This is a genomic window from Nocardia sp. NPDC049149 (genome assembly GCF_043197455.1).
GTDB lineage: Bacteria > Actinomycetota > Actinomycetes > Mycobacteriales > Mycobacteriaceae > Nocardia.
Genome location: NZ_JBICTD010000002.1, coordinates 121,085 through 128,740 on the forward strand (window position 1 = coordinate 121,085; position 7,656 = coordinate 128,740).

Consider the following 7,656-nt stretch of genomic DNA (forward strand, 5'->3'; position numbering starts at 1 on the left):
TGCCCTATAGCGTTTCCGGCCGGACCCCGTCCACGGCGTCGGCGACGAGGTGGCGGGCGCGCGGATGGTGAGTCCACGGCCCCGCAGGGGCACGGCGGAGGAAGTCATTGCGCAGCTGATCGATGAAGAGGGATCCGCGTGCGTCGGCCAGTGCGCGCAACGGACCCGAGCTGGTGTGCGCGTGGAAACAGGTGGCGGCGTCGGGGTGGGTCATCGGGTGGGTGCGCAGTTCGTCTCGTGCGGTGGCGGCGCCCGCGGCCGTCATCGCGTCGACCAGCCGATGCTCCCATGACCGGTCGCCCGCCGGTATCCGCGCGCGCAGCACCTCGGACAGCAGCGCGAACGGGCCGTCGGATTCGGTGTTGCTCGGCCAGAAGACAACGGACAGCCTGCCGCCCGGCCGCAGTGCCGCCGTCCACGAGCGCAACGCCACATCCGGCTCGGGCAGCTGCTGCAGGCCGAAGATCGACACCACCGCGGCGCACCGGCCCGTCCAGCGGGGATCGAGGGTGGAGGCATCACCTTCGACGACACGCACCCTCGGGTGGTCCGCCGCGCGTTCCCTGGCCCGCCGGACCATGCCCGCGGACAGGTCGATGCCGACGATCTCCCGGTCGGGGAACTGCGCGACCAGCGCGTCCAGCTCAGGGAAGGTGCCGCAGCACGGGACGAGCACCGGCCCTTCTGGCAGCGCCGTTGCGATCACCGCGTCGACCCCGTCGCGCACCCATGGCGCGAACCGGGGCACGTAGTAGGACTCGTATCCGGTGACCGCCTCGTCCCAGCCGCGGGCCAGCCTGGCGAGTTGCTCTTCCCGTTCACTCACTGGCGCACCCTTCGTCCCACCTCGAACATCGTGTAGCCCTTGTTAACTCGAAGCCGCGACAGCGTACGTGCTGATACACACGAAACCACCTGATGCTCGGCCGACGCGAAATCAACAAGATAGCAACCGGTCTGTTTTTCTGCGGCCATGGTCCGGCAACGTCCGTGGTCTGGACTCTGGACCAGAAAGGGGTCCATATGCGCCTAACCCCCAGGGTCTGCGTAACCGTTGCCGCGATCATCGTCGGAGTGCTGACATCGCCTGCCGCGGCGGGCGATCCGGGCGGATCGCGGACTCCGCTTCCAGTCTCCTACATGTTCAGCGATGCGGTGGCCTTCGAGAACGATCACCCCGGCTCGCCGCCGCCCGGCGCCAACGACTGGTCGTGTGCGCCATCGCCGCAGCATCCCAATCCGGTGGTGCTCGTGCACGGTGGGCCGGAGACGGTGCGGCTGGACTGGGGGGCCATGGCCCCGCTGCTGGCGAACAACGGCTACTGCGTGTTCGCGCCCACCTACGGCACCCTCCCCGACATGCCCGGCCCCCTCGGCGAACTCGGCGGGTTGACCCCGATCGAGCAGAGCGCCCAGCAACTGCGGGAGTTCGTCGACCGGGTGCGGACCACGACCGGCGCGCAAGAGGTCGACCTCGTCGCGCACTCGCAAGGCAGCTTGGTCTCGGCCTACTACACCAAGGTTCTCGGCGGCGCGGACAAGGTCGCCAGGCTCGTCTCGATCGGCCCCGGCTGGAACGGCACCACCTCACCCGCGTTCGCGTCCTTGTTCACCGCGTTCGTCGGCCGCTTGGGTCTGACCCCGCCACCGCGGTCCGTCGTCGAGCCGGTGTGCGCCTCCTGCGGGCAGATTCAGGCAGGCTCGGATTTCCTGCGCAAGCTCAACGAGGGCAGCGCCGCCGTGCCCGGCGTCAACTACACCAACATCATCACCCGCCACGACGACTACATCGTCCCGTACTCGAGCGGCTTCCTGCAGGCGCCGAAGGTCACCAACCATCTCATCCAGGAGTACTGCCCCAACGACCTGACCGACCACTTGCTGCTGCCGTACGACAGGGTGGTCGCTCAGCTCGTGCTCAATACGCTCGACCCGACCACTACTCAGCGCCCCACCTGCACGACCACCCCACCGAACAGCTGAATCGACAAGGGCCTCACCACTATCGACTAAAAAGACGATTCGGCGGGGTCGTGCCTCCGAACGCGAGACCCCGCCGAACCGTATGCCTGCCTCGAGGCAGTTTCTGGGTGCTACCTACTGAACATGCAGCGGCACACCGGTTTTACTTGGCCGGGGCCGCCGGCGGGTTGAACGGCTGGTTGATCGTGGTGAAGTACTGGATCGCCGCGCCGATCGCGACCGGAGCCGTGATCAGGATCTGGCCGGCGACCGTGCCGAGGGCACCGACGGCGGCGACGCCGATGAGGCAGCCGACCGCGGCGGCCGGGATGAACGGACCGAACATCCCCGCGATGGTGCCCGCGACGATGACGGCGAAGGCGAGACCGCCGAAGACACAACCGACGGCCGCGCCACCGAGACCGCCGATCAGCGTGCCCATGGCTGCGCCGAGGCTGATGGTGCCGGTCATCCGGGACCAGGCGGCCTGCTCACGGTCGTACGGGGTCTTCCACGGTGCGCTGTCCTCGAAGGGCAGTGCCACCGGCTTGTACACCGCGTGGTCCATGTCGAGCTGCGGGGTCAGCGTCGCCGTGCGGCCCGCGATGTTCGCGGCGATCGGAAATTCGAAGTCATCGACCCGGAACTTCAGCTCACTGCCCGCGATGGTGGCGCCATTGACGGCCTTGATCTTGAAGACGCCGTCCTCGACGACCATCGAGCCCGAATCGGTCTTGATGACCGACGTCGCGTCGACGGCCTCAGCGGTGAAGTTGACGGCGGCCGGGTCGGCGGCCGGGTCAGCGCCCGCGGTGCCCGCGGCAACACCGAGCGCGGCGATCAGCGTGATGGCTGTCGCGGCTAGGTTCCTCATCGACATTCTGTAAATCCTTTTTTGGTGTGGTCGGGACGCGGCGAGCTTAGGGTAGGCAGTCCTAAACTTTCAACACCGTCGTTTTCGCCGGTCGAACCGACTGTGACGTGCGTCATCGCCTCGGATGCCCGGCTCGGCAACGAGGTGTCGGCAGTGGCGCCAGTCGGCGGCGCGTGCTTCGGGCGCGGCGCTACCTCCCTGCCCGATCACCGGAGCGATCGACGCGGGCGGCGGCCGCCGAACGGGCGACCGACCGCACGATTTCCCCGGTACGCACGGCAATGTTGGACAGCAGCGACGACGACAACCCGTGAGTGTGCTCGACACCGCCCTGCAGATAGATATCACCCGGCAACGGCGCCGTCGGCACCAGCCGGTAGTCCCGTGTCACCTGTGCGCCTTCGGCCTCGAAGGCCACCGAGGCGGCGAGCCCGCCGAGCACGGCACGGATATCGCCGGGCCGAAATCCGGTGGCGCACACCACAGCATCACAGAGCAGTGTCTCGGTGAGGCCGGTCGGCCCGTGCGTCACATCGACGCGCACCTCGCCGTTCGACTCCGCAACCATGGCGACGATCGAGGCGCCGTGCATGAACAGGCGCCGGTTGCCCGCAACCCGCTCGGCGTACTCGTGCGCGTACAGCTGATCGATCAGCCCCGGTTCCACCGCCGAATAGTTGGTGCCGCGGTGGTAACTCATCAACTGCCGCCGCAACTCCGGCGACGCGGCGTAGAAGTCGTCGACCGCGGCGGGGTCGAAGATCCGGTTCGCGTACGGACTGTCGGTCGCCGGACTGAGCCCGTACTTGCCGAAAACCGCATGGACACAGGCATCTTGATAACCCTGGTGCAAGTGCCCGACCACCTCCGCGGCGCTCTGCCCTGCCCCGATCACCACAAACCTGTTGTGCCGCAAGGGTGGAAGTGCCTCGAGCTGCGGCAACAGCCGGTGGCTGTGGAAAATCCGCGCCGACGCCGTCACACCCTCCGGCAGCCGAGCCGAAAGACCCACGGCCACCACGATATTCCGCGCTCGTAAGACTCCGCCGGCGCGGCCGTCGAGCCGGATCTCGAAACACTCACCGGCCGCGGTCACTTCGACGGCCGTGGTGCCGTAGTCGACCGCGGCGGACACCGTCCGCGCCGCCCACCGCAGATAGTCCTGGAACTCGAGGCGGGTCGGGCGGAAGGTCTGCAGGTTGATGAAGTCGGTCAGCCGCTCGTGTTCCTGCAGATAGTTCAGGAAGCTGTACCGGCTGCGCGCATTGCGCTGCGTAACAAGATCTTTGAGGAACGAGATCTGCATCGTCGCGCCGGGCAGCAGCATCCCGGGATGCCAGGCGAAGCGCTCCTTGGCCTCGACGAACCGTGCGGTCAGCCGCTGCGCGGGCGGGAGGCTCTGATTGTGCTCCTCCAGCGCGATGGCCAAGGCCAGATTCGACGGCCCGAAACCGATCCCGGCGATGTCGACGATCTCCTCGGACGCGACCTCGGTCATCTCAGGCCGCATTCGAGTGCTGCAGCGCGTTTTCGAGCGCGTCGGTCGTGGTCACCGCGCCACAGCGGCGGGCAACATAGTTCATCGCCATCACGTGCTCGTCGCGGCCGAAATCCGCGGTCGCGTCCAGCACGACGAACGGCTTGATGTCGTTCATGAACGCGTCCGCGGCACTGAGCATGCAGCCCATGTGGGCGTACACGCCGGTGATGACGAGCTGATCACGGTTGTAGTGGTTCAGCAGCTCGCGCAGGTCGGTCCGCTGGAACGCGGAGTAGCGCCACTTGGTGACCTGGATGTCGCCGGGGCCGGGCGTCAGCTGGGCGATGACCTCGGTGGCGGGTCCGTTGGCGAGTCCGCTGCCCCAGAAATCGGCGAGAATGCCGCGCCGAGAGGGGTGCTGGTCACCGGGCTGCATGGTGTAGATCACCGGGATGCCCGCGTCCGCGCACTGCTTACGCAGGCGCTGGATGTTCGCGGTCGCGGTCAGGATCGGGTCGCGATCGGACTCGTAGGTGTCGATGAAGTATCGCTGCATGTCGTGAATGAGCAGCGCGGCGCGCGACGGATCCAGTGACCACGCCACCTGATTCGACGCGATGTCCGAGCGCGTCGGTAGCGAATACGGGGCTATCGGCGGGATGGCCAACGGTGATCTCCTGTTCTGGCAGACGAAACGGCGGTCGAGTCAGGCATCGAAAGTGGCGCCCCCGTCGACGCGCAGGTTGTGCATGGTGATGTGCCGCGCACGGTCGGATGTCAGGAAGTAGATGGATTCGGCGACGTCCTCGGGCTGCCCGACTCGGCGCAGCGGAATGCCGAGGCGGAAGCTGCCGAGATCACCGGCAAGAACCCGATCACGAGCGGCCTCGGGGAGTTCGACCCCGCCCTCGGCGAACATGCCGCGCAGCATGGGAGTGTCGGTGGAGCCGGGCGACACCACGTTCACCCGGACGCCCGCCGCGGCCACTTCGAGTCCGAGCGCCATGGCGAATGCCGTTGCCGCCGCTTTGGACGCGCCGTAGGCGGCCATGCCGACCCGCGGCGTTGTTGCCGCATTGGAGGTGACGACCACGATCGATCCGCCGCCTGCCGCGGCGAGCACCGCGGCGGCCCTGCGGGTCACGTGCATCGTTCCCGTCGCGTTCACCGCGAGGCACCGATCCCATTGGGCCCCGGTCAATTCCGATACCTCGCCGGTTTCCAGCACACCCGCCGCATGCACGACGGCCTCGATGCGACCGAACCGCTCGGTCACCGCGGCGAACGCACGATCCACCGAGTCGGCATCGGTGACGTCGACCACGTCCGCGTGCGTTGTGCATCCTGCCGCGGTCGCCCGGATGTCGGCGGCGGTGCGGTGCACCGCCGGATCGTGATCCCACAGCACCACCGGAGCTGTCGACCTGGCCGCGAAGATCTCTGCGGCCGCCCGGCCGATGCCCCCTGCGGCGCCCGTCACGATGACGGCCCCTCCCCCTTCAGGGTAACTAAGCATATGCTTAGCCTAACCTTAATTCTGCGCGAAAGTAAAACTCTCATGCCAAGCAGAGGAGCTCGACAGTGCCGTCTCAATCAGACCTAACCCCTTGGCCTGCAACCGAAGCCACGGAATACCGCGCGCTCGGGTACTGGTCCGGCGAGACCTTCGGCGACATGCTGACCGCCCGCGCGACGATCTCGCCGGATGCCATCGCAGTGCTGGACGACCGGCACCGCTGGACCTACGCCGAGCTCGACGCCCGCGCGCGCTCACTCGCCGCCGGGTTCATCGACCTCGGAATCGGCCCTGGTGACCGGGTTTTGGTGCAACTGCCCAATATCGCCGAGTTCGTCGAGGTGATCTTCGGCCTCTTCTACGCAGGCGCGCTTCCGGTCTTCTGCCTGCCTGCGCATCGGCAGTCCGAGCTGATCCCGATCGCCAAGGCGAGCGGCGCGGTCGCCATGGTGACCTGCCATCACCACCAGACGTTCAACCACGCCACCCTCGCCGCGATCCTCCGCGATCACGCACCGGACCTGCGGCACTTGATCATCGTGCCGGACCGGGGGAAGCCGGGACTGCCCGGCGGCACGCATGCACTCGACGCACTGCGGCGGGTGCCGAAGGAACTGCCTGCGGTCGCCGCCGCCGATGTCGCGTTCCTGCAGCTGTCCGGCGGCAGCACCGGGACGCCGAAGCTCATCCCGCGCACCCACGACGACTACCTGTACAGCGTGCGCCGCAGCGCCGAGCTCTGCGGGCTGGACAGCAGCAGCGTCTATCTCGCGGCTTTGCCAGTGGCACACAACTTCCCGATGAGCTCGCCCGGCATTCTCGGCGCGCTGTGGGCGGGCGGCACGGTGGCGCTGGCCATCGATCCATCACCGACCACCGCCTTCACCGCCATCCAGCAGTTCAAGGTCACCATCACCGGGTTGGTGCCGCCGCTGGCCAGGCTCTGGGTCGAACGCGCGGAAAACAGCAAGGCGTACGACCTTTCGAGCCTGCGGGTGCTGCTCGTCGGCGGCGCCCGCTGCCCGGACGAGCTGGCCAGGCGCATCGGACCCGCGCTCGGGGTGCAACTCCAGCAGGTCTTCGGCATGGCCGAGGGTCTGGTCTGCTACACCAGGCTCGACGATCCCGACGACGTGATCCTGGCCACCCAGGGCCGCCCGATGTCACCGCACGACCGGATCGCGGTGGTCGACGAGAACGGCGATCCGGTGCCGCCCGGTGTCGACGGCCTGCTGATCACCAAGGGGCCGTATACGATTCGCGGCTACTACCGCAATCCCGAGGCGAACGCGTCATCGTTCACCGAGGACGGGTGGTATCGCACCGGCGACGTCGTCGCGCTGCGCCCGGACGGCAACCTGGTGGTCAAGGGCAGGCTCGGTGATCGCGTCAACCGCGGCGGCGAGAAGATCTCGGCCGAGGAGATCGAGGCACATCTGTTGGACCATCCGTTGATTCGGGACGCGATCGTGGTCGCGGTGCCGGACGAGCATCTCGGCGAACGCAGCTGCGTGTTCGTGCTCGCCGCCGATCCGACCACCCCGCCCGCGCTCGGACAGATCCGCAAGTTCGTCAGGGAACGCGGCGTGGCGACCTGGAAGATCCCCGATCTGCTCGAGGTGGTCGACAGCTTCCCCGAGACCGGCGTCGGCAAGATCAGCCGCCGGTCGCTGCGGGCGGAGCTGAGCGCGCGAGTCAGCCAGTCCTGACGACGAATTGCCGTGGGGGGGGGGGGGGGCCGCCCCCCCCCCCCCCCCCCCCCCCCGGCCCCCCCCCCCACCCCCCCCCCCCCCCCCCCCCAGAAAACAAAAAGAAAAACACCAA

Annotated in this window: 7 protein-coding genes; 2 read left to right on the top strand and 5 right to left on the bottom strand. The window is 67.9% G+C overall.

The window, feature by feature from the left end:
* Positions 1 to 4 precede the first annotated feature (4 nt).
* Positions 5 to 826, bottom strand: coding sequence for a class I SAM-dependent methyltransferase (locus tag ACGFNJ_RS06290; RefSeq protein ID WP_393444046.1), 822 nt, complete (start codon positions 824 to 826; stop codon positions 5 to 7).
* Positions 827 to 1,023: 197 nt separating this feature from the next.
* Here ACGFNJ_RS06290 and ACGFNJ_RS06295 point away from each other — a divergent pair, with 197 nt between their 5' ends.
* On the top strand, positions 1,024 to 1,983 hold the full coding sequence (locus ACGFNJ_RS06295; RefSeq protein WP_393444048.1) for an esterase/lipase family protein: 960 nt from the start codon (positions 1,024 to 1,026) through the stop codon (positions 1,981 to 1,983).
* 142 nt (positions 1,984 to 2,125) lie between these two features.
* Here ACGFNJ_RS06295 and ACGFNJ_RS06300 read toward each other — a convergent pair whose 3' ends face one another.
* From ACGFNJ_RS06300 to ACGFNJ_RS06315, 4 genes are all read right to left on the bottom strand, one after another.
* A complete protein-coding gene (locus tag ACGFNJ_RS06300; protein ID WP_393444050.1) occupies positions 2,126 to 2,842 on the bottom strand; it encodes a hypothetical protein in 717 nt (238 codons plus the stop codon).
* Positions 2,843 to 3,026: 184 nt separating this feature from the next.
* Entirely contained in the window at positions 3,027 to 4,334 is a 1,308-nt protein-coding gene (locus ACGFNJ_RS06305) for a lysine N(6)-hydroxylase/L-ornithine N(5)-oxygenase family protein (protein WP_393444052.1), read from the bottom strand.
* Between the two features lies 1 nt (position 4,335).
* On the bottom strand, positions 4,336 to 4,983 hold the full coding sequence (locus ACGFNJ_RS06310; protein ID WP_393444054.1) for an isochorismatase family protein: 648 nt from the start codon (positions 4,981 to 4,983) through the stop codon (positions 4,336 to 4,338).
* A gap of 39 nt (positions 4,984 to 5,022) precedes the next feature.
* A complete protein-coding gene (locus ACGFNJ_RS06315) occupies positions 5,023 to 5,832 on the bottom strand; it encodes an SDR family oxidoreductase (RefSeq protein ID WP_393444056.1) in 810 nt (269 codons plus the stop codon).
* Between the two features lie 158 nt (positions 5,833 to 5,990).
* Here ACGFNJ_RS06315 and ACGFNJ_RS06320 point away from each other — a divergent pair, with 158 nt between their 5' ends.
* A complete protein-coding gene (locus tag ACGFNJ_RS06320) occupies positions 5,991 to 7,541 on the top strand; it encodes a (2,3-dihydroxybenzoyl)adenylate synthase (protein ID WP_393445877.1) in 1,551 nt (516 codons plus the stop codon).
* The last annotated feature ends 115 nt before the right edge of the window (positions 7,542 to 7,656 follow it).

Coding starts and splice junctions, on each gene's coding strand:
- ACGFNJ_RS06300 (WP_393444050.1), bottom strand. CDS start 2,842: ATGTCGATGAGGAACCTAGCCGCGACAGCCATCACGCTGATCGCCGCG.
- ACGFNJ_RS06295 (WP_393444048.1), top strand. CDS start 1,024: ATGCGCCTAACCCCCAGGGTCTGCGTAACCGTTGCCGCGATCATCGTC.
- ACGFNJ_RS06305 (WP_393444052.1), bottom strand. CDS start 4,334: ATGACCGAGGTCGCGTCCGAGGAGATCGTCGACATCGCCGGGATCGGT.
- ACGFNJ_RS06315 (WP_393444056.1), bottom strand. CDS start 5,832: ATGCTTAGTTACCCTGAAGGGGGAGGGGCCGTCATCGTGACGGGCGCC.
- ACGFNJ_RS06320 (WP_393445877.1), top strand. CDS start 5,991: ATGCTGACCGCCCGCGCGACGATCTCGCCGGATGCCATCGCAGTGCTG.